18 protein-coding genes are annotated in these 20,474 nt (G+C 71.7%); 12 read left to right on the top strand and 6 right to left on the bottom strand.

The genetic code is table 11. The annotated features are described in order from the left end of the window. Window positions 1–250 precede the first annotated feature (250 nt). Both WN71_RS13805 and WN71_RS13800 read left to right on the top strand, forming a co-directional pair. Complete coding sequence (locus WN71_RS13805; protein ID WP_043504706.1) at window positions 251–547, top strand: DUF4193 domain-containing protein; 297 nt, start codon at window positions 251–253, stop codon at window positions 545–547. A gap of 13 nt (window positions 548–560) precedes the next feature. Next, the gene (locus WN71_RS13800; protein WP_046589305.1) at window positions 561–1,496 is read left to right on the top strand and encodes a hypothetical protein; all 936 of its coding nucleotides are present in this window, start codon (window positions 561–563) and stop codon (window positions 1,494–1,496) included. 232 nt (window positions 1,497–1,728) lie between these two features. Here the strand turns inward: WN71_RS13800 and WN71_RS13795 are convergent, their stop codons facing one another. Then, the gene (locus tag WN71_RS13795; protein ID WP_046589303.1) at window positions 1,729–2,196 is read right to left on the bottom strand and encodes a DUF3093 domain-containing protein; all 468 of its coding nucleotides are present in this window, start codon (window positions 2,194–2,196) and stop codon (window positions 1,729–1,731) included. A 58-nt stretch (window positions 2,197–2,254) separates the two neighbouring features. Here WN71_RS13795 and WN71_RS13790 point away from each other — a divergent pair, with 58 nt between their 5' ends. From WN71_RS13790 to WN71_RS13755, 8 genes are all read left to right on the top strand, one after another. After that, the gene (locus tag WN71_RS13790) at window positions 2,255–2,839 is read left to right on the top strand and encodes a PaaI family thioesterase (protein WP_046589301.1); all 585 of its coding nucleotides are present in this window, start codon (window positions 2,255–2,257) and stop codon (window positions 2,837–2,839) included. Further along, entirely contained in the window at window positions 2,836–3,396 is a 561-nt protein-coding gene (dut, locus tag WN71_RS13785; protein WP_046589299.1) for a dUTP diphosphatase, read from the top strand. Before WN71_RS13790 ends, dut begins: the two co-directional genes overlap by 4 nt. A 1-nt stretch (window position 3,397) precedes the next feature. Continuing rightward, on the top strand, window positions 3,398–4,165 hold the full coding sequence (locus tag WN71_RS13780) for a DUF3710 domain-containing protein (protein ID WP_046589297.1): 768 nt from the start codon (window positions 3,398–3,400) through the stop codon (window positions 4,163–4,165). Between the two features lie 453 nt (window positions 4,166–4,618). Beyond that, a complete protein-coding gene (locus WN71_RS13775; protein WP_046589296.1) occupies window positions 4,619–5,836 on the top strand; it encodes an alginate lyase family protein in 1,218 nt (405 codons plus the stop codon). A gap of 276 nt (window positions 5,837–6,112) precedes the next feature. Further along, the gene (locus WN71_RS13770; protein ID WP_046589294.1) at window positions 6,113–8,671 is read left to right on the top strand and encodes a sensor histidine kinase; all 2,559 of its coding nucleotides are present in this window, start codon (window positions 6,113–6,115) and stop codon (window positions 8,669–8,671) included. After that, window positions 8,668–9,351, top strand: coding sequence for a response regulator (locus WN71_RS13765; protein WP_046589292.1), 684 nt, complete (start codon window positions 8,668–8,670; stop codon window positions 9,349–9,351). Before WN71_RS13770 ends, WN71_RS13765 begins: the two co-directional genes overlap by 4 nt. A gap of 83 nt (window positions 9,352–9,434) precedes the next feature. Continuing rightward, window positions 9,435–9,845 (top strand): OB-fold nucleic acid binding domain-containing protein, encoded by a 411-nt coding sequence (locus WN71_RS13760; protein ID WP_079177848.1) that lies wholly within the window; start codon window positions 9,435–9,437, stop codon window positions 9,843–9,845. 3 nt (window positions 9,846–9,848) lie between these two features. Further along, window positions 9,849–10,598 (top strand): DUF3159 domain-containing protein, encoded by a 750-nt coding sequence (locus WN71_RS13755; RefSeq protein ID WP_046589288.1) that lies wholly within the window; start codon window positions 9,849–9,851, stop codon window positions 10,596–10,598. 138 nt (window positions 10,599–10,736) lie between these two features. On the opposite strand, the gene WN71_RS13750 is transcribed toward WN71_RS13755, so the two are convergent. Then, a complete protein-coding gene (locus tag WN71_RS13750) occupies window positions 10,737–11,414 on the bottom strand; it encodes a potassium channel family protein (RefSeq protein ID WP_046589287.1) in 678 nt (225 codons plus the stop codon). Beyond that, window positions 11,414–12,082, bottom strand: coding sequence for a potassium channel family protein (locus WN71_RS13745; RefSeq protein WP_046589286.1), 669 nt, complete (start codon window positions 12,080–12,082; stop codon window positions 11,414–11,416). Before WN71_RS13745 ends, WN71_RS13750 begins: the two co-directional genes overlap by 1 nt. Window positions 12,083–12,478: 396 nt before the next feature. Here WN71_RS13745 and WN71_RS13740 point away from each other — a divergent pair, with 396 nt between their 5' ends. Beyond that, complete coding sequence (locus WN71_RS13740) at window positions 12,479–14,539, top strand: APC family permease (RefSeq protein ID WP_046589284.1); 2,061 nt, start codon at window positions 12,479–12,481, stop codon at window positions 14,537–14,539. 187 nt (window positions 14,540–14,726) lie between these two features. Next, complete coding sequence (locus tag WN71_RS13735) at window positions 14,727–16,073, top strand: class I SAM-dependent RNA methyltransferase (RefSeq protein WP_046589283.1); 1,347 nt, start codon at window positions 14,727–14,729, stop codon at window positions 16,071–16,073. 18 nt (window positions 16,074–16,091) lie between these two features. On the opposite strand, the gene WN71_RS13730 is transcribed toward WN71_RS13735, so the two are convergent. The 3 genes from WN71_RS13730 to WN71_RS13720 form a co-directional block, all read right to left on the bottom strand. After that, the gene (locus WN71_RS13730; protein WP_046589282.1) at window positions 16,092–16,763 is read right to left on the bottom strand and encodes a response regulator; all 672 of its coding nucleotides are present in this window, start codon (window positions 16,761–16,763) and stop codon (window positions 16,092–16,094) included. Continuing rightward, window positions 16,760–17,941, bottom strand: coding sequence for a sensor histidine kinase (locus WN71_RS13725; protein WP_046589280.1), 1,182 nt, complete (start codon window positions 17,939–17,941; stop codon window positions 16,760–16,762). The genes WN71_RS13730 and WN71_RS13725 overlap by 4 nt, the downstream gene beginning before the upstream one ends. Window positions 17,942–18,070: 129 nt before the next feature. After that, the gene (locus tag WN71_RS13720; RefSeq protein WP_046589278.1) at window positions 18,071–20,371 is read right to left on the bottom strand and encodes an MMPL family transporter; all 2,301 of its coding nucleotides are present in this window, start codon (window positions 20,369–20,371) and stop codon (window positions 18,071–18,073) included. Between the last annotated feature and the right edge of the window lie 103 nt (window positions 20,372–20,474).

The following is a 20,474-nucleotide window of genomic DNA, read 5'->3' as shown; positions in this document are numbered from 1 at the left end:
AAAATCCTGGTTTTCGGGGGTCTTGATCACGGGAAGTACACGGTGAGACGCCTTTGAGGTGCGGCATTACGACCGTGTACGGTCCCGATCGCCATCCAAGCCGATCACTCTCGAGGGATCCGGTTGGGTGTCGATTGAGTAACAGACCTTGATGTGAGGCAAAATCTCCGCCTCGGGTCGGGCACAAGTCCGGCCTCTCACGCGTTACGTGCGCTGGAGACACCGCAGACACCCAGAGGGGGAGAGCGACATGGCAACCGATTACGACACTCCACGCAAGACCGACGACGACGTCGATTCGGACAGCCTCGAAGAACTCAAGGCACGGCGCAACGACAAGTCCGCGTCGTCCGTCGATGTAGACGAGTTCGAGGCCGCAGAAGGACTGGAGCTGCCCGGAGCGGACCTCTCGAACGAGGAACTCGCCGTCCGGGTGCTCCCGAAGCAGCAGGACGAGTTCACCTGCATGAGCTGCTTCCTGGTGCATCACCGCAGCCAGCTGGCCAGGGAGAAGAACGGCCAGCCGATCTGCCGCGACTGCGACTGAGGACGGGTCGGCCGTGACTGGCTCGACCCCTCCCCGGAAGCGCCGCTTCCCCCTGCCGGGAGCGGACCGAGGGCCGTCCGACGGCCCGCAGCGCGCGCGTGACGACGAGCGGGGCTCACCGGACACCGGGACATCCGGTACGGGAGCCTCGCTCGAAGCGGCGGCCGCCGGGCGTGACGTCCCGGCGCGGCCCGGTCGTCTGTCGCCCGTCGCCCGTCGACGGGCCGCGGCGATCGGGAGCAGGGCCGCACAGGCGGCCCGGGAAGGTGTCCGTAAGGGCGGCAGCCGCGCCAGGGCGGGGCTGGCGTACGTCGCGGACCGCATCATCGAGATCGCCCCGCGCATCCCCGTACGCGACCTCGCCACGCTCCGCGCGCAGTTCCCCGGGCTCGGCCCCGAGGAGCTCGCCGACAAACTCGTGGCGGGCGCGGCGGCCGCGACGTCGACCGTCGGGGCCGGCGTCGGCGCGGCGGCCATGCTGCCCGTGCCGCCCGCGATGCCCACCGAGCTCGCGGTCGAGATCACCGGGGTCGCCGCGATCGAGCTGAAGCTCATCGCCGAGCTCCACGAGGTCTACGGCGTACGTCCGCCGGGGAACCTCAAGGAGCGCAGCACCGCCTACCTCGGCTCGTGGTCGGGCGAGCGCGGGGTCAGCGCCATGAAGCCGTGGACGATCAGCACGGCCGTCAACAGCCCCATGAAGCGCGAGCTGCGCCAGCAGATCATGAAGCGGACGGTGCGGGACCTGCCCAACCTGATGCCGTTCATGGTGGGCGCCGCCGTCGGAGCGGTCATGAACCGCCGCGACACCAGAAGGCTCGCCGAGCGCATCCGCAAGGACCTGAGAACCTTCCAGGTGCCCTGGGACGCCCTGCCCGAGCTGCCGCCGCTGGAGACCCCCGCGGATCCGCTGTCGCTGGACGACATCACGGGCGAACTGGGCCGCTGAGCCCGACGCGGCAGTCCCGCGAAGCGCCGAACCCGACAGGGCGGCTCCGAGAGGCGCCGAACCCGACAGATCGGCTCCGAGAGGCGCCGAACCCGACAGATCGGCCCCGAGAGGCGCCGAGCCCGATGCGGCCGTTCCTCGAAGCGCTGCCTCGCACGGTGCGCGCCGTCCCGCGCGGGAGCGGGACCCGTATTCGAAGATCCGTGCGTCAACCGCGCGGAGCGTGCTGCGCCTATGCCGCCGAAGCCGTGCGGGCGGCCTCGATCGCCGCGGCCAGGCGCTCCGGCTCGCGCGTCGACAGGTACAGGTACGGCGTCGGGTCGGCGGGGTCGGTGACCTCCACCTTCAGCGCCTGCGGGATGTAGGCGCGCAGCAGCAGGAAGGCGCGTACGTCGGCCTTGTACGTGCGCCAGGCGCGCGCCTCCTCGGGGTCCAGCACCACCGCGTCGCCCAGCGCCGCCACCGGGATCTTCGCCTCGCCCGCGATCAGCGCGTCCCCCACGACACGGATGCGCGGGGACCCGTACGAACTGGCGACGATCGCCGATGCCGCCGTACCGCCGACCAGACCCGCGAGCGTCGGGAGGGTGCCGAAAGGCATCATGATCAAGGCGCACGCGACGCCCATGAGGAAGCAGACGAACCACCACGAACGGGGGGCGGTGAGGCGTTCTTCGTACGGCGATGCGGAGAGCTGCATGAAACCAAGCTTGGCACGGTGTCCTGAGGGCGCCGACGCGCGGGTAAGGTCTGCGGCTGTGAGTGGTAGTTCCCCAGCTCTTGAGCCTCCCGCCGACGCCGTGACACCGGTGCGTCATCCCGACGCCCCCGCCCCCGGCGAGCTTCTCGGCGCCCATTACGGCCAGTGTTTCGGCTGCGGCGGAGAGCAGCCGCACGGGCTGCATCTGGAGGCGCGGGCCGGCGAGGGCGTGTCCCTCACCGCCGAGTTCACCGTCCAGCCCGCCCACCAGGGCGCCCCCGGCCTCGCGCACGGCGGCGTGCTCGCCACGGCGCTCGACGAGACCCTCGGCTCGCTGAACTGGCTGCTGCGCACCATCGCGGTCACCGGACGCCTGGAGACCGACTTCGTACGGCCCGTGCCCGTCGGCACCACGCTCTTCCTGGAGGCGGAGGTGACGGCCGTGGCCGGACGCAAGATCTACTCGACGGCCACCGGACGCATCGGCGGCCCCGACGGGCCCGTCGCCGTCCGCGCCGACGCCCTGTTCGTCGAGGTCAAGGTCGACCACTTCATCGACAACGGCCGCCCCGACGAGATCCGGGCCGCCATGGACGATCCCGACCAGGTCCGCCGCGCCCGCGCCTTCGAGGTGAACCCGTGAGCCCCCTCGACCGTCCCGCGCTGAACGTGCTGCTGCGGCGCGTCGATCCGGACGTACCGCTCCCGTCGTACGAACACCCCGGTGACGCGGGCGCCGATCTGCGCACCACCGAGGCCGTCGAACTCGCTCCCGGGGAGCGGGCCGTCCTGCCCACCGGGGTGTCCGTCGCGCTGCCCGAAGGGTACGCGGCCTTCGTGCACCCGCGCTCCGGTCTCGCCGCCCGCTGCGGAGTCGCTCTGGTGAATGCCCCAGGGACGGTTGATGCCGGGTACCGTGGGGAGATCAAGGTGATCGTGGTGAATCTCGACCCGCGCGAGTCGGTGCGGTTCGAGCGCTTCGACCGGATCGCCCAGTTGGTCGTCCAGCAGGTCGAGAGGGTCCGCTTCCAGGAGGTGGCGGAGCTTCCCGGCTCGGTGCGGGCCGAAGGGGGCTTCGGGTCCACCGGCGGGCATGCGGCGGTGGGTGGCGCGAGCGGAACAAGCGATCGAGCCGCCGACGGCGGCGCTACGGGTGGGAATAGATACGCTTCGGTCGTATCCGACCGGGAAGGACAGTGACGTGTTCGGACGTCGCAACAAGAAGGGTGCCGCCGACGACGCGGCCGGCGAGGCCGAGCAGGTCGTCGACAGCGTCGACACCGAGGCGGACGAAGAGGGCGAGACCGAGCGCGAGCGCGTCCGGCTCGAACCCGAACCGCGGCCCGACGGGCCCTGGGACAGCACCGAGGTACGCGACCCGAGCGAGGGCCGCGTGGACCTCGGCGGTCTGTTCGTACCCGGCGTCGACGGCATGGAGCTGCGCGTGGAGGTCGCCGGCGACGCGATCGTCGCGGCCACCGTCGTGCTGCGGGACAGCGCCGTACAGCTCCAGGCGTTCGCCGCTCCCAAGCGCGAGGGCATCTGGGGCGAGGTGCGCGAGGAGATCGCCTCCGGCATCACCCAGCAGGGCGGCATCGTCGACGAGGTCGAGGGTCCGCTGGGCTGGGAGCTGCGCGCGCAGGTCCCGGTGCAGCTGCCGGACGGCACGGGCGGCTTCCAGGTCGTGCGGTTCGTCGGCGTCGACGGCCCGCGCTGGTTCCTGCGCGGTGTGATCTCCGGTCAGGGAGCCGTGCAGCCGCAGGCGGCCGGCCTCCTGGAGCAGATCTTCCGCGACACGGTCGTGGTCCGCGGCGAGGGCCCGATGGCGCCCCGCGACCCGATCGTCCTGAAGCTGCCCAACGACGCCCAGATGGTGCCCGAGGGCGTCCAGCAGGAGGAGGCCGGTTCGCGCTTCTCCGGCGGCATGGGCCAGCTCCAGCGGGGCCCGGAGATCACCGAGGTCCGCTAGGCGCGGCGCCGCGTCCATCCGTGGACGCGGGCGCCGACGCGTCCACGGACGCGAGCGGGTACGCACGTGTCCGCGAGCACACAGCTCACCGAAGGGCCGCACCCACCGGGGGTGCGGCCCTTTCGCTTGCCCGCGCTCGGATGCGGCCCTGACGTCCGCCTGTCCGCCCGCCAGCGCGCCCGCCCGCGCAGCCGTCTGACCGCCCGCGCGCCCGGGGCGCATCTGATCGCGCATCTGATCGTGCACCCGGTTGCGCTTCCGCTGGGGGCGCGCCCGCGCCCCGTCCTGGGGCGCGCACATCCACGCGCGCCGCGTCATCGCGGCGGAGCGCCCCGCCGCGGACCAGCCCGTCTTTCTTCATCACTTGACGGAAGCCTGGTCCAGACCTATGGTCCGCCCTGCCGGTGCACGTTCAGAAACCCAAGTGACGTTCACATACAGGAACGGACGGTCATGTCTGACACCCCCACGCGACACCGCCGCAGCGCACGTTCCACCCTCCTGCCCGCCGCCGCGGCCGTCACCGCCCTCGTGGCCGGACTGCTCGCCTGGCCGGGCGCCCGGCCCGCGCAGGCCGCCCCCACCACGTTCGCCCACCCCGGAGTCACGGTCTCCCGGGCCCAGCTCGACTTCGCCCGAGGCAAGGTGCTGGCCGGCGCCCAGCCCTGGAAGAGCGCCTACGACCAGATGATGGGCAGCAAGTACGCCGACCTGAACCGCACCCCCGCACCCCGCGCCACCGTCGAGTGCGGCTCGTACTCCAACCCGGACTACGGCTGCACCGACGAGCGCCAGGACGCGATCGCCGCCTACACCGACGCCCTCGCCTGGTACATCACCCGCGACGACCGCTACGCCCGGAAGTCCATCGAGCTGATGGACGCCTGGTCCGCCGTGATCAAGGAACACACCAACAGCAACGCGCCCCTGCAGACCGGCTGGGCCGGCTCCTCCTGGGCCAAGGCCGCCGAGCTGATCAAGTACACGTACACCGGGACCTGGACCGAGTCCGCGCGCTTCGCGACCATGCTGCGCACCGTCTACCTGCCCGAGGTCATCAACGGCTCCCACTCCAACGGCAACTGGGAGCTGACGATGACGGAGGCCGCCGTGGGCATCTCCGTCTTCCTCGAGGACAGGACGTCGTACGACAAGGCCATGGCGACCTTCCGCACCCGCACCGCCGCCTACGTCTACCTGGCCTCCGACGGCGCCCTGCCGAAGACGGTGCCGAGCCAGAACCTCGACACCACGGCCAAGATCGTCGCGTACTGGCAGGGCCAGTCGACCTTCGTCACCGGCCTCACCCAGGAGACCTGCCGCGACTTCACGCACACCGGCTACGGCATCTCGTCGATCTCCCACATCGCCGAGACCAGCCGGATCCAGGGCCAGGACCTGTACGGCACCGACGTCGGCGAGCGGCTGCGCCAGGCGCTCGGCTTCCAGGCCAAGTACGAGCGGGGGGCGGCCGTGCCGAGCTGGCTGTGCGGCGGCTCCCTGACCACCGGCCTCGGCCCGGTCACCGAGGTCGGCTACAACGCGCTGCACAACCGGCTGGGCATCGCGATGACGAACACCCAGGCCCTGACCGAGGCCGGCCGCCCGGCCGGCACCAACAACCTGTTCGTGGCGTGGGAGACGCTGACGCACGGCGACAACCCGGCGTGAGATCCGGCGGCCGTCGCGTGAACCGATCCGGGGGGCTCGTCCGATGAAGGGGTGAGCGGCCATCGAAGCCGACGGACGACCACCGGGACAGCGAGGACCGGGCGCCCAGCCACCGACACGGGCGCCCGGTCCCCGAGGACCACGCGACGCACCCCGCCGCCCGCATCAGGGTTGCGTCAAAGAGGTCCGCTGCCCACTCCCGCGCCCGTTTTGCCGAGATCCCTGGCCGTAAGGTCGACGCTGCGTATGCGTCAGTCACAGGAAGACAATGGGGCCATGGCACGCGGCAAGCTTCGGATCTACCTCGGTGCGGCACCGGGTGTGGGCAAGACCTACGCCATGTTGTCGGAGGCGCACCGCCGTGCCGAGCGGGGCACCGACGTGGTCGTCGGCTTCGTGGAGCACCACGGGCGCCCGCGCACGGAGGTGATGCTGCACGGGCTGGAGCAGGTCCCCCTGCGGCAGCTGGCGTACCGGGACACGTCCTTCACCGAGATGGACGTCGAGGCGGTGCTGGCGCGGCGCCCGCACGTCGCCCTGGTGGACGAGCTGGCGCACACCAACGTGCCGGGCTCGCGGCACGCCAAGCGCTGGCAGGACGTGGAGGAGCTGCTGGCCGCGGGCATCGACGTCGTGTCGACGGTGAACATCCAGCATCTGGAGTCGCTGGGTGACGTCGTGGAGTCGATCACGGGCATCCGGCAGCAGGAGACCGTGCCGGACGAGGTCGTACGGCGGGCCGACCAGATCGAGCTGGTGGACATGTCCCCGCAGGCGCTGCGGCGGCGGATGGCCCACGGCAACATCTACCGGTCGGACAAGGTCGACGCGGCCCTCTCCAACTACTTCCGGCCGGGCAACCTGACCGCACTGCGGGAGCTGGCGCTGCTGTGGGTGGCCGACCGGGTCGACGAGTACCTGACGCGGTACCGCAGCGAGCACCGGGTGTCCGCGATCTGGGGTTCGCGCGAGCGGATCGTGGTGGGGCTGACCGGCGGCCCCGAGGGCCGGACGTTGATCCGGCGGGCGGTGCGGCTGGCGGAGAAGGGCGCGGGCGGCGAGGTGCTCGCGGTGTACGTGGCCCGCAGCGACGGACTCACCTCCGCCTCCCCGAAGGAGCTCGCCCAGCAGCGGACCCTGGTGGAGGACCTCGGCGGCACGTTCCACCACGTGGTGGGCGACGACGTGGCGAGGGCCCTGCTGGACTTCGCGCGGGGCGCGAACGCGACCCAGATCGTGCTCGGCTCCTCGCGGCGCAAGGCCTGGCAGTACGTCTTCGGCCCCGGCGTCGGCGCCACGGTGGCCCGCGAGTCGGGGCCCGACCTGGACGTGCACATCGTCACCCACGGCGAGGTCGCCAAGGGCCGCGGGCTGCCCGTGGCGCGCGGCGCCCGGCTCGGGCGGACCCGGATCATCTGGGGCTGGCTGGCCGGAGTGGCCGGCCCGGTGATCCTGGCGGTGCTGCTCAATACGATGGACCTCGGGCTCGCCAACGACATGCTGCTGTTCCTGTCGCTGACGGTGGCGGCAGCGCTGCTCGGCGGGCTGCTCCCGGCCCTGGCGTCGGCCGCGTTCGGATCCCTGCTGCTGAACTACTTCTACACACCGCCCCTGCACCGGCTGACCGTCGCCGACCCCAAGAACATCGTCGCCATCGTGATCTTCGTGGGGGTGGCGGTGTCCGTGGCGTCGGTCGTCGACCTCGCGGCCCGGCGCACCCACCAGGCGGCCCGGCTGCGGGCCGAGGCGGAGATACTCGCCTACCTCGCGGGGAGCGTGCTGCGCGGCGAGACCAGCCTGGAGGCGCTCCTGGAGCGGGTCCGGGAGACGTTCGGCATGGAGTCGGTGGCGCTGCTGGAGCGGGCCGGCGACATGGCCCCGTGGACCTGCGCGGGCCGGGTCGGCCCCGCCCAGCCGGTGGCCCGGCCGGAGGACGCCGACGTGGACGTGCCGGTGGGCGACCACATGGCGCTGGCCCTGTCCGGCCGGGTGCTGCCCGCCGCCGACCGCCGCGTGCTGGCCGCGTTCGCGGCGCAGGCCGCCGTCGTCCTGGACCGCAGGCGGCTCCAGGCCGAGGCCGACCAGGCCCGGACGCTCGCCGAGGGCAACCGCATCCGCACGGCGCTGCTCGCGGCGGTCAGCCACGACCTGCGCACCCCGCTGGCCGGCATCAAGGCGGCCGTCACCTCGCTGCGCTCCGACGACGTGGAGTGGTCGGAGGAGGACCGGGCGGAGCTCCTGGAGGCGATTGAGGACGGCGCGGACCGCCTGGACCACCTGGTGGGCAATCTGCTCGACATGTCGCGCCTGAACACCGGGACCGTCTCGGCGATCATCCGGGAGGCCGATCTGGACGAGGTGGTGCCGATGGCGCTGGGCGGGGTGCCCGAGGACAGCGTGGAGCTGGACATCCCCGAGACGCTGCCCATGGTCGAGGTCGACGCGGGCCTGCTGGAGCGGTCGGTCGCCAACCTGGTGGAGAACGCGGTCAAGTACAGCCCGCCCGGCGAAAGGGTCCTCGTCGCGGCGAGCGCCCTCGGCGACCGGGTCGAGGTGCGGGTGGTCGACCGCGGCCGGGGCGTCCCGGACGAGGCCAAGGAACGCATCTTCGAGCCCTTCCAGCGCTACGGCGACTCGCCGCGCGGCGCGGGCGTGGGTCTCGGCCTCGCCGTGGCGCGCGGCTTCGCCGAGGCCATGGGCGGCACCCTGGACGCCGAGGACACCCCCGGCGGCGGCCTCACCATGGTGCTGACCCTCCGCGCGGCGGGCCGGCGCCCCGACCCCGCCCCCGCGCTCACGCAGAACACGGCACAACCGGAAAGGCAGGCTTCATGACCAGGGTGCTGGTGGTCGACGACGAGCCGCAGATCGTGCGGGCACTCGTGATCAACCTCAAGGCCCGGAAGTACGACGTCGACGCGGCCCACGACGGCACCACCGCCCTCCAGCTGGCGGCCGCCCGCCATCCCGACGTGGTCGTCCTGGACCTCGGGCTGCCCGACATGGACGGCGTCGAGGTGATCCGTGGTCTGCGCGGCTGGACCCGGGTCCCGATCCTGGTGCTGTCCGCCCGCCACTCCTCCGACGAGAAGGTCGAGGCGCTCGACGCCGGGGCCGACGACTACGTCACCAAGCCCTTCGGCATGGACGAGCTGCTGGCCCGGCTGCGCGCGGCGGTCCGGCGGGCCGAGCCGACCGGGGCGGGCGAGGACGACGTGCTCGTGGAGACCGGCGGGTTCACCGTTGACCTGGCCGCCAAGAAGGTCCACCGCGACGGACGGGACGTACGGCTGACCCCGACGGAGTGGCATCTGCTGGAGGTGCTGGTCCGCAACACCGGCCGGCTGGTCAGCCAGAAGCAGCTGCTCCAGGAGGTGTGGGGGCCCTCGTACGGCACGGAGAGCAACTATCTGCGGGTCTACATGGCCCAGCTGCGGCGCAAGCTGGAGGCCGATCCGTCGCATCCCGAGCACTTCATCACAGAACCCGGCATGGGCTACCGGTTCGAGAAGTGAGTGGGGCACCATGGCGGGGTCGCCGGTTCGGGACGAGGACCTGAGGGTACGTAGCGGGCAGTGCACCCCGGTACGCTTCAGATATGAGTGCTGTTCCTCGTTCCGACAAGCCGGGCGGCAAGCCGGCGGGCCGGTTCCGGCGGATGCTCGGTCGGCTCTCCTCGTCGCAGGAGGACCTGGAGTCCGAGGAGCTTCGCGAAGACGCCGAGAACACCGGCTGCACCCGGATCGGTGACTGCCAGGACCGCCAGATCGTCACGGTTACTGGTACCTTGCGCACGGTCACTCTGCGGCCGCGCGCCGGAGTCCCGGCCCTGGAGGCCGAACTGTTCGACGGCTCCGCCGCGCTGGACGTGGTGTGGCTGGGCAGGCGCTCCATCGTGGGCATCGAACCGGGGCGCAGACTGATCGCATCGGGCCGGGTCTCCATGAGCCGGGGACGCCGAGTGCTGTTCAACCCGAAATACGAACTGAGACCCCTCGGTAGGGAGTAGCCGGTGACGTCGCTCGACAAGCCGACCGAAGACACCACTCAGCAGGACGACGCCCGGGCGGTGACGGAGGCGGCGCTGTTCGAGGCGTTCGGCGGTGTCCGGGGCATGGTCGAGACCGTCCTGCCCGGCCTTCTCTTCGTCACCATCTTCACGATCAACAAGGACCTCCACTGGTCGGCGATCGCCGCCCTGGCGGTGGCGGTCGTCCTGGTCGTGGTGCGGCTGGCGATGAAGGACACCGTGAAGCACGCCTTCAGCGGTGTCTTCGGGGTCGTCTTCGGCGTGGTCTTCGCGATGTTCACGGGCAACGCGAAGGACTTCTACCTGCCCGGGATGCTCTACACGCTCGGCCTGGCGCTGGCGTACATCATCACGACGCTGGCCGGGGTGCCGCTGATCGGTCTGATCCTCGGCCCGGTGTTCAAGGAGAACCTCTCCTGGCGCACCCGCAACCCCGGCCGCAAGAAGGCGTACGCCAAGGCGAGCTGGGCCTGGGGCCTGATCCTGCTGGCCAAGTGCGCGATCCTCTTCCCGCTGTACTGGTGGGCCGACACCACCTCGCTGGGCTGGATCCTGGTCGCCCTGAAGATCCCGCCGTTCCTGCTCGCCATTTGGCTCACCTGGGTCTTCCTCGCGAAGGCGCCGGCTCCGATCGACGTGTTCGCGGAGATGGAGGCGGAGGAGCAGGCCGAGCGTGAGCGCGCGGCGGCCGCGGGCCCGGCCCCCGAGGGCGGCGGACGCCACCGTCGGTAGGCGGCAGCGGCGTCCCGGCGGCCGTAAAGGACCGCGGGCCGTCCCCTCGCCGGTCGACGTTCCCTGCACGTACGCGGAGGGGCCCCGGAATCGAAAGATCCGGGGCCCCTCCGCGTACGACCGGGACATCGGGGAGGGTCAGTCCTTCCCGTCCTCCCGGCGGACCGACAGCAGGTTCTCCAGCTGCTCCTCGCGGGCCTGGGCGGCGACGAAGAGCAGTTCGTCGCCCGCCTCCAGCGAGTCCTCCCGGGACGGGGTGAGCACGCGGGTGCCGCGGATGATGGTGACCAGCGAGGTGTCCTCGGGCCACTCCACGTCGCCGACCTGGGTGCCGGCCAGGGCCGACTCCTCGGGCAGGGTCAGCTCGACGAGGTTGGCGTCGCCGTGGCTGAAGCGCAGCAGCCGGACCAGGTCGCCGACGCTCACCGCCTCCTCGACCAGGGCGGACATCAGACGCGGGGTGGAGACGGCGACGTCGACGCCCCAGGACTCGTTGAACAGCCACTCGTTCTTGGGGTTGTTCACCCGGGCCACGACCCGCGGAACGCCGTACTCCGTCTTGGCGAGCAGGGAGACGACCAGGTTGACCTTGTCGTCGCCGGTCGCGGCGATGACGACGTTGCAGCGCTGCAACGCCGCCTCGTCGAGCGAGGTGATCTCGCAGGCGTCGGCCAGCAGCCACTCCGCCTGCGGCACCCGCTCGACCGAGATCGCGGTCGGCGCCTTGTCCACGAGCAGGACCTCGTGGCCGTTCTCCAGCAGCTCACCGGCGATCGAACGGCCGACCGCGCCGGCTCCGGCAATGGCGACCCTCATCAGTGACCGCCCTCCTCGGGGCCCTTCGCGAAGGCCGCCTCGACCTTCTCGATCTCGTCCGTGCGCATCATCACGTGCACCAGATCGCCCTCCTGGAGCACCGTCTGCGAGCTCGGCAGGATCGCCTCGCCGAGCCGGGTCAGGAACGCGACCCGCACGCCGGTCTCCTCCTGGAGCCGGCTGATCTTGTGTCCGACCCAGCCGGACGAGGTCGCGACCTCGGCGAGTTGCACACCGCCGGTGGGGTCGCGCCACAGCGGCTCGGCCCCCGAGGGCAGCAGGCGGCGCAGCATCTGGTCGGCCGTCCAGCGGACGGTGGCCACCGTCGGGATGCCGAGGCGCTGGTAGACCTCGGCGCGGCGGGGGTCGTAGATGCGGGCCGCGACGTTCTGCACGCCGAACATCTCGCGCGCCACGCGGGCGGAGATGATGTTGGAGTTGTCGCCACTGGAGACGGCGGCGAAGGCGCCGGCCTCCTCGATGCCCGCCTCGCGCAGGGTGTCCTGGTCGAACCCGATCCCGGTGACCCGGCGGCCGCCGAATCCCGGGCCGAGGCGGCGGAAGGCGGTGGGGTCCTGGTCGATGACGGCGACCGTGTGCCCGTGTTGCTCCAGGGTCTGGGCGAGAGCGGAACCCACTCTCCCGCAACCCATGATGACGATGTGCACGACCGTCCTTCCGATGTCAAGAAACGTTTGACTTGTCCTTAACAGGTTCTCAGACCGCCGCCCAAGCTACACACGCGCCGTCGGCGGAGGGCACCCCCGTGCACGGGTTGGGTGATCAGCGGCGAGTGATGCTGCGCACGCTGAACAGGGTGAGGAATCCGAGGCCGAGCAGGGCCACGGCGGCGCCGATCAGCTCTGCGGTCGCGGGCATGGGACCTCCGGGGACGGCGTCGTCGGTAAGAACGGAGAGGGAACGAAAGGGGATTCAGCCATCTAGACACGGGTCGGCCCGCCGTTGCGGAATCCGTGGTACCGGTCGTGGCGGTTTTCACTCGTGAGGCAGATCTGAGACGGTGGCTGGGCGACTGCCTGTTCGACGCCTTACGATCCTCTCTCGTGTCCAAACTGACCGACGTGCCCAAACGGATCCTGATCGGGCGTGCTCTGCGCAGCGACCGGCTGGGTGAAACGCTCCTGCCGAAGCGCATCGCACTCCCCGTCTTCGCTTCCGACCCGCTGTCCTCCGTGGCCTACGCCCCGGGGGAGGTGCTGCTCGTCCTGTCCATCGCGGGTGTGTCGGCCTACCACTTCAGCCCCTGGATCGCCCTCGCGGTCGTGGTGCTGATGTTCACCGTGGTCGCCTCCTACCGGCAGAACGTGCACGCCTACCCGAGCGGCGGCGGCGACTACGAGGTCGCCACCACCAACCTGGGCCCCCGGGCAGGCCTCACGGTCGCCAGCGCCCTGCTCGTCGACTACGTCATGACCGTGGCCGTCTCGATCGCCTCCGGCATCGAGAACCTCGGCTCCGCCGTCCCCTTCGTGGTCCAGCACAAGGTGCTGTGCGCGGTCGTCGTGATCGTGCTGCTCACGCTGATGAACCTGCGCGGCGTGAAGGAGTCGGGCAAGCTCTTCGCGATCCCGACCTACGTCTTCGTCGGCGGCGTCTTCGTCATGATCGCCTGGGGCGCCTTCCGCGGCCTGGTCCTCGGCGACACCATGCACGCGCCGACCGCCGACTACACGATCAAGGCCGAGCACCAGGGCCTCGCCGGGTTCGCACTGGTCTTCCTGCTGTTGCGCGCCTTCTCCTCCGGCTGTGCCGCGCTCACCGGCGTCGAGGCGATCTCCAACGGTGTCCCGGCCTTCCGCAAGCCCAAGTCGAAGAACGCGGCGACCACGCTCGCGGCGATGGGCCTGCTCGCCGTCACGATGTTCTGCGGCATCATCGTCCTCGCCATGACCACCAAGGTCCGCATGGCCGAGAACCCGGCCACCGACCTGCTGCACAACGGGCACCCGATCGGTTCCGGATACGTCCAGAACCCGGTGATCTCCCAGGTCGCCGAGGCCGTCTTCGGCAAGGGCAGCTTCCTGTTCGTGATCCTCGCGGCGGCCACCGCGCTGGTGCTGTTCCTGGCCGCGAACACCGCCTACAACGGCTTCCCGCTGCTCGGCGCGATCCTCGCGCAGGACCGCTACCTGCCCCGCCAGCTGCACACCCGCGGCGACCGCCTCGCGTTCTCCAACGGCATCGTGCTGCTCGCGGGCGCCGCCTCGCTGCTCACCGTGATCTACGGCGCCGACTCCACACGGCTGATCCAGCTGTACATCGTCGGCGTGTTCGTGTCCTTCACGCTCAGCCAGACCGGCATGGTCCGGCACTGGAACCGGCACCTGGCCACCGAGCAGGACCCGGCCAAGCGCAGCCACATGAAGCGTTCCCGCGCGATCAACACCTTCGGCGCGTTCCTCACCGGCCTGGTGCTGGTCGTCGTCCTCGTCACGAAGTTCACGCACGGCGCGTGGGTCGCCCTGCTCGGCATGTGCCTCTTCTACGCGACGATGACCGCGATCCGCCGGCACTACGACCGCGTCTCCGAGGAGCTGACCGCGCCCGAGGAGCCCACCGACGACCTGGTCCGCCCCTCCCGCGTCCACTCGGTCGTGCTGATCTCCAAGATCCACCGGCCGACGCTGCGCGCGCTCGCGTACGCCAAGCTGATGCGCACCAACACGCTGGAGGCGCTCACCGTCAACGTCGACGCGGCGGAGACGAAGGCGCTGCGCGAGGAGTGGGAGCGGCGCGGCATCGACGTACCGCTGAAGGTCCTCGACTCGCCGTACCGCGAGATCACCCGGCCGGTCATCGAGTACGTCAAGAGCCTGCGCCGGGAGTCGCCGCGGGACGCGGTGTCGGTGATCATCCCCGAGTACGTCGTCGGCCACTGGTACGAGCACCTGCTGCACAACCAGAGCGCGCTGCGCCTCAAGGGCCGCCTGCTGTTCACGCCCGGCGTGATGGTGACGTCGGTGCCGTACCAGCTGGAGTCCTCCGAGGTGGCCCGCAACCGGGCCCGCAGGCGCCAGGACTGGAGCGCGCCGGGCTCGGTGCGCCGCGGCCCCGCGGCGGACCACCGGGACGGCCGGCAGAAGGAGGCGGGGGCGCGGGACTGAGCGGACGGGCCTGTCGCCCCGGGCGTGGAGCCACGCGCGGGGCGGCCTGGAACGGGAGCGGCCGGACGGCACGTAGACTGGTGGGCTGTTGTCACGTCCGCCACGTCGTCCGTCCTACGACCGTGATCCACCCGTTCCGGGTCGGTGAAGCGCCCGTAGTGCCCTCCCCGTCTGGAGTCGTCCCGCCATGCAGGCAGAACCGAAGAATTCGCAGGCGGGGTCGCTGTCGCTGGTGGGGCAGGAGTACGAGGTCGAGGTCGGCCCCGTCGCCCACGGCGGGCACTGCGTCGCCCGTACGGAGTCGGGCCAGGTGCTGTTCGTACGGCACGCGCTGCCCGGCGAACGGGTCGTGGCCCGCGTCACCGACGGCGAGGAGGGCGCCCGCTTCCTGCGCGCGGACGCCGTAGAGGTGCTCGACGCCTCCAAGGACCGGGTCGAGGCGCCCTGCCCGTTCGCCGGCCCCGGCCGCTGCGGCGGCTGCGACTGGCAGCACGCCAAGCCGGGCGCCCAGCGCCGGCTCAAGGGCGAGGTGATCGCCGAGCAGCTGCAGCGGCTCGCGGGCCTCACCCCGGAGGACGTCGGCTGGGACGGCACGGTCATGCCGGCGGAGGGCGACAAGCTGCCCGCCGGCCAGGTCCCCCAGTGGCGCACCCGCGTGCAGTACGCCGTCGACGAGGAGGGCAACGCCGGTCTGCGCCGGCACCGCTCCCACGAGATCGAGCCGATCGACCACTGCATGATCGCGGCACCGGGCGTCAGCGAACTCGGCATCGAGGACCGCGACTGGTTCGGCATGGAGTCGGTCGACGCGATCGCCGCGACCGGCTCCCAGGACCGCATGGTGATCCTGGAACCGCGCCCCGGCGCCCGCCTCCCGATCGTCGAGCTGGACCGGCCCGTCTCCGTCATGCGCGTCGAGGAGAAGGACGGCGGCATCCACCGCGTCCACGGCCGCGCCTTCGTCCGCGAGCGCGCCGACGGCCGCACCTACCGCGTCGGCAGCGGCGGCTTCTGGCAGGTGCACCCGATGGCCGCCGACACGCTGGTCAAGGCCGTCATGCAGGGCCTGCTGCCGCGCAAGGGCGAGATGGCCCTCGACCTCTACTGCGGCGTCGGCCTCTTCGCCGGCGCCCTCGCCGACCGCCTGGGCGAGGCGGGCGCGGTCCTCGGCATCGAGTCCGGCAAGCGCGCGGTCGAGGACGCCCGGCACAACCTGGCCGCCTTCGACCGCGTCCGCATCGAACAGGGCAAGGTCGAGACGGTCCTCCCGCGCACCGGCATCACGGAGGTCGACCTCGTCGTCCTCGACCCGCCCCGCGCGGGTGCGGGCAAGAAGACGGTCGACCACCTGTCGTCCCTGGGCGCCCGCCGCATCGCCTACGTCGCCTGCGACCCGGCCGCCCTGGCCCGCGACCTGGCGTACTTCCGCGACGGCGGCTACCGGGTGCGCACGCTGCGGGCGTTCGACCTGTTCCCGATGACCCATCACGTGGAGTGCGTGGCGATCCTGGAGCCGGTGGGCAAGCGTTCCTGACCCGCTGTTCCGCGGGTCTCAGGCCCCGCCCGCCCGCACCAGTCCGGCCTCGTACGCCATGACCACGAGCTGGGCGCGGTCGCGGGCGCCCAGTTTGGTCATGGCTCGGTTGGCGTGGGTCTTCACCGTGAGGGTGGAGACGAAGAGGCGTTCGGCGATCTCGTCGTTCGACAGGCCCATCGCCACCAGTGTCGTCACCTCGCGTTCCCTCGGTGTCAGGGAGTCGAGGCGGTCGGAGGCGGGGGCCCGGCCGGCGCTCGGCTGGTTCAGGACGCGGGCGATGAGGGTCTGCGTGGCGGCCGGGGACAGCAGGGCCTCGCCGCCCGCCACCACCCGGATCGCGTCCAGCAGGTCGGGCGGGTCGATGCCCTTGCCGAGGAAACCGCTCGCGCCCGCGTGCAGCGCCTCGAAGACGTGCTCGTCGTCCTCGAAGGTCGTCAGGACGAGCACCCGTACCCCTGCCAGGTCCTCGTCCTCGCTGATCAGACGGGTCGCGGCGATGCCGTCGGTGTCCGGCATCCGGATGTCCATCAGGACCAGGTCCGCGCGATGGGTGCGGGCCAGTTCGACCGCCTCCCGGCCGTTGGCGGCCTCGGCCACAACCTCCATGTCCGGCTCGCTGTCGATGAGCAGCCGGAAGGTGCCGCGCAGCAGCGCCTGGTCGTCGGCGAGCAGGATACGGATGGTCACGCGGTGTCCTTCGGTGGCTGCGGCAGGGGCAGTTCGGCGTGCACGCGGTAACCACCGTGCGGCGCGGGTCCCGCGGTGAGGGTCCCGCCGAAGGCCGTGGCGCGCTCCCTCATGCCGATGAGCCCGTGGCCGGTCCCGGAACCCTGCTTCGCGGTGCCGCGGCCGTCGTCGGCCACCGTGATCTGCAGTGTCTGTTCACCGTAGGCGAGCGTGACGTGGGCGTGAGCGGCTCCCGCGTGCTTGTGGGTGTTGGTGAGCGCTTCCTGGATGATGCGATAGGCGGCCAGGTCCGTGGAGGGGGAGAGCTGTCGGAGCTCGCCGGTCCTGTCCAGACGGATGTTCTGGCCCGCCTTGCGGAATCCGTCCACCAGGGTGTCCAGGTCGCCCAGCCCCGGCGCGGGCACGAGGGAGAGCGGCGTGTCGTCGTCCGAGCGCCGCAGCAGTCCGACCGTGGCCCGCAGCTCCTCCAGGGCGGCCCGGCTGGTGTCCTTGATGGCCCCGAGCGCCCGGTACGCCTTCTCCGCGTCGGTGCGTACGAGATGCTGGGCGACGCCCGCCTGCGCGTTCACCAGGGTGATGTGATGGGCGACGACGTCGTGCAGTTCGCGGGCGATGCGCACGCGTTCCTCGGCGACCCGGCGGAGCGCCTCCGCCTCGCGGGTCTCCTCGGCGTGCACGGCCCGCGCCTCGATCGACGCCAGTCGCTCACGGCGGCTGCGCACGGCGACGCCGGCGCCGGTGGCCAGCATCAGCACGTCGAACCAGACCAGCATGTCGCCGCTGATCGCCGCCGGACGGGCGAGCACCGTGCCCGAGGCGGCGAGGGTCATCGCCGCGACGGTTCCCGAGATCCACGCGGTGCGCGGGCGGCGCAGCAGACCCACGGTGTAGAGGGCGACGATGGCCGGTACGGCGACCATGACGCTGTTCCCGCCGACCGTCACCTGCGTGATCTGTACGGCGACGACCGCGGCCACCACCTGCACCGGCCGGCGGTAGCGCCAGAGGAGGGGCAGGCAGGCGAGGGCCACCCAGGCCACGTTCGCGAGGCTCGGCTGGGTCCACCGGCCGTCGGCCATGGCGCTCGCCGGCACCGCGGCGACCGTGATCAGCAGGGGCGGTGCCGCGTCCCTGATGCGGGGGTGGGCGTCCACCCACCCCCGCCGGCGGTTCTCCATGTCCTGCACTCCCTCACGGTACGTACTGCGGGCCGGGCCGCGACCTCGTGTCGCCGCCCGGCCCTGGCGCGCCGTTCCCCGGCGCGGGGGGCCTTCGCGAGGCTTCCTCGCGAGGGGTCTTCGCGGAGGTCAGACCCGCGCGGACTCGGTGCCGGTGCGGTGACCGTCCGCGGCGTCGGCCGCGTGCGGCACGGCGGTGGTCCGCCGGGCCAGGCCCTCGCCCTCGATGTCGACCTTCGGCAGGACGCGGGCCAGCCACTTCGGCAGCCACCACGCGTGCCGGCCCAGCAGCGCGAGGACGGCCGGTACGAAGGCCATGCGCACGACGAACGCGTCGAACGCGACGGCGATGGCGAGCCCGAAACCGATCGTCTTGATCATGGACTCGCCGGAGCCGACGAATCCGGAGAACACGGCCACCATGATGAGCGCGGCGGCCACCACCACGCGGGCGCTGTGGCGGAACCCGGACTCGACCGCCTGGCGCGGCTGCTCGCCGTGGACGTACGCCTCCCGCATCCGCGAGACCAGGAACACCTCGTAGTCCATGGCGAGGCCGAAGACGATGCCCACCAGGAAGATCGGCATCAGGCTCATGATCGGCCCGGTCTGCTGCACGCCCAGGAGGTCGGCGAACCAGCCCCACTGGAAGACCGCCACGACCGCGCCGAGGGAGGCCAGCACCGACAGGAGGAACCCGGCCGCCGCCTTGAGCGGGACGAGGATCGAGCGGAAGACGATCATCAGGAGCAGGACGGCGAGTCCGATCACCACGCCGAGGTACGGGAGCAGCGCGTCCTGGACCTTCTGGGCGACGTCGATGTTCATCGCCGTCGTGCCGGTGACCTTGAAGGTCGCGCCGGTCGACTCCTCGGCGCCGGCCCGCTCCGCCCTGATCGTCCTGACGAGGTTCTTGGTCTGCTCGTCGGTCGGGCTGGTGGCGGGGGTGGCGGAGAACATGGCCGTGTCACCGGCCTCGTTGAACCGGGCCGGCGTGACGGAGACGATCCCGTCGGTGCCCTTGATCTCCTGGGCGATGGTCGAGACGGCCGCCTTCGGATCCTGGGCACCCTGGGCGTCCACGACGATGGTCAGCGGCCCGTTGAAGCCGGGCCCGAAGCCCGCGGCGAGATCGTCGTAGGCGCGGCGCTCGGTGGTGGAGGTCGGCTGGGACTCCGCGCCCGGCATACCCAGGTGCAGGTCCTTGGCCGGGACCGCGATCGCCCCGAGGGCCGCGACGGAGGCGAGCAGGACGAGCAGGGGGCGGCGCAGCACGAAGCGGGCCCAGCGGCTGCCGCCGTTGTTGCGGTTGCCGCTCCTGCTCCTGCCGCTCCTGCCGGTGTCAAGGACCTCGCCGCCTTCCTCGCCCCCGCGGCCCTCGCCCGCCCGGGCGGCCCGGCGGCCCTTACGGACCCGGCGGGAGAGGACCGCGTCCGGCCAGAAGCCGAGCAGGGCCGGGACGAGCGTCAGCGCGATGAGCACGCCGATGACGATGGCGCCCGCGGCGGCGAGGCCCATCTTGGTCAGCATCGGGATGCCGACCACCGAGAGGCCGGCCAGGGCGATGACGACCGTCAGTCCGGCGAAGACCACCGCGGATCCGGCGGTGCCGACGGCGCGGGCCGCCGCCTCCTGCGGGGTGTGCCCCTTGCCGCGTTCCTCGCGGTAGCGGGAGACGATGAACATCGCGTAGTCAATGCCGCAGGCGAGCCCCAGCATGCTGGCCAGGGTGCCCGTGGTGGACGACAGACCCAGGGCGCTGCCCAGCGCCGTGATCGCCGCCATGCTGACGCCGACCCCGAGAATCGCCGTCAGCAGCGGCAGTCCGGCCGCGGCCAGCGACCCGAAGGTGATCAGCAGGACGACCGCGGCGAGGGCGATGCCGATCACCTCGGAGGATCCGCCGGCCTCGGTCTGCGCCGCCAGGACGTCTCCGCCCGCCTCGACGGTCAGGCCCGTGTCCCGCGCCTCGTCGATCGCGTGCTCCAGCGAGGTCTTGCTGGCGTCGGTGAGGTCGGCGGAGGCCACCTTGTAGCTCACGGTCGCGTACGCGGTCGACCCGTCGTCGCTCACGGTGCCCGCGGTGAACGGACTCACCGCGCCGGAGACCTGGGGCGAACCGTCCGCCGCCTCGTCGACGAAGTCCGTGATCGCCGCCTTGTTCGCGGCCGCGGTGACCTTCTGCCCGTCGGGCGCCACGAACACGATCCGGGCGCTCGCCCCGTCGGCCGCCGAGCCCGGGAAACGCTGCTGGATCAGGTCGTACGCCTGCTGGGCCTCGATGCCCGACATGGCGCTGGTGTCGTCGGGCGCGGCGGGCGCCATGGCGGCACCCACGCCGACGGCCGCCAGTACGGCCGCCCACAGCAGGGCGAAGCGCCACCGCCGCCTGAAGGCCAGCCGGCCCAGGCGATAGAGGAAAGTAGCCACGGGGAGAGCTCTCCAGTCGGCATCGAGGACATCCGTTCCCCTCGACCCTCCCGGCTCGCCCGCCTCACGTCGTCAGCCGACCGCAGACATCGGCGTCTACTGC

Origin of the sequence: Streptomyces mangrovisoli (assembly GCF_000974985.2) — a bacterium.
GTDB lineage: Bacteria > Actinomycetota > Actinomycetes > Streptomycetales > Streptomycetaceae > Streptomyces > Streptomyces mangrovisoli.
The sequence above is the reverse complement of the archived record's forward strand: the minus strand, read 5'-3'. Positions and strand labels throughout refer to the sequence as shown.